Genomic DNA, 984 nt, shown 5'->3' on the forward strand with positions numbered 1-984 from the left:
TGTGACCGTCAAGATGAAAAGACAATCTGCGATGATTTAGCCGCAACAATTTCCGATGACTAAATATCTTTCGTCTCCGGCTCGAAGATGACCGAGCGGTTTCTCATTCGATAGCTCTCCTCGTCCATCTGGATGATCTCGGCGCGATGAAGGAGCCGATCTAGGATTGCCGTGACGATCCCTTGCTCACCGACGAGGTCGCCCCAGCTCTCGGGCCGTTTGTTCGAGGTCAGGATGATCGAGCTTTGCTCATACAGCTCGTTGATCAGGTGAAACAGGAGGTTGGCCTCCCTTTGTTCCATCGCCATGTACATCATGTCATCAAGGATCACCAAATCCGACTCGACGAGTCGCTTGTAACGGACCTCGGAACGACGGATGAGGTTGCGCGTCTTCATGATGTGAAGTGCTTCCCCCATGGTCACAAAGCTCACCTTGCGCCCGCTCTTGATCGCATCGGCTCCCAGACCGATGGCCAGATGTGTCTTACCTGTCCCTGGGGGACCGAGTAAGATCAGGTTATGATGGCTGTCGAGCCAAGACAGTTGGCGCAACTGGTTAAGTTGGCGGATGCCGAATGACCGTACGTGAGTCAAATCAAACTCGTCCAGGCTACGCTCCACAGGGAAGTTCGCCCATTTGGTCAGCCGGTCTTGGAGCTTTTGTTCCCGGCGACCTTGTTCGTAAGTGAACACCTCGTGGAGGAGCTCATGATAGGTCCAGCGCTCCTGCTCGGCCCTCCGTAAAAGTGTCGGTAGTTCCGCGGCGCTCTCGACGAGCCTGAGCGTGCGCGCCGTCTTTTGAATTCCCTCGATCGGATGTGAGCTCATGATCTCAAGCCTCCCGTCATCAAGGAGATATAGGGGTCGAGTTCCCGGATGGCGACGGAAACCCCTTCGCGACCGCTATGTAGATTCTGTGCCAGAAGGTTCGCGCTGACCTGACCCGTCTCATAGAGCCGGGTCATCTCGGCCACGATATCTA

The 984-nt window shown here is 55.3% G+C and carries 1 protein-coding gene; it reads right to left on the bottom strand.

What is annotated here, in order from left to right; translation table 11 throughout:
- Nucleotides 1-59: 59 nt before the first annotated feature.
- Nucleotides 60-830, bottom strand: a complete 771-nt coding sequence (gene istB, locus EVJ30_RS15020) for an IS21-like element helper ATPase IstB (protein ID WP_131458551.1) — start codon at nucleotides 828-830, stop codon at nucleotides 60-62.
- Nucleotides 831-984: the final 154 nt, after the last annotated feature.

The sequence above is a fragment of the Exiguobacterium sp. SH5S13 genome (assembly GCF_004337085.1).
Classification (GTDB): domain Bacteria; phylum Bacillota; class Bacilli; order Exiguobacteriales; family Exiguobacteriaceae; genus Exiguobacterium; species Exiguobacterium aurantiacum_A.

Bases quoted from the DNA above. Each gene is read 5' to 3' on its own strand.
- istB (WP_131458551.1), bottom strand. From the start codon at position 830: ATGAGCTCACATCCGATCGAGGGAATTCAAAAGACGGCGCGCACGCTC.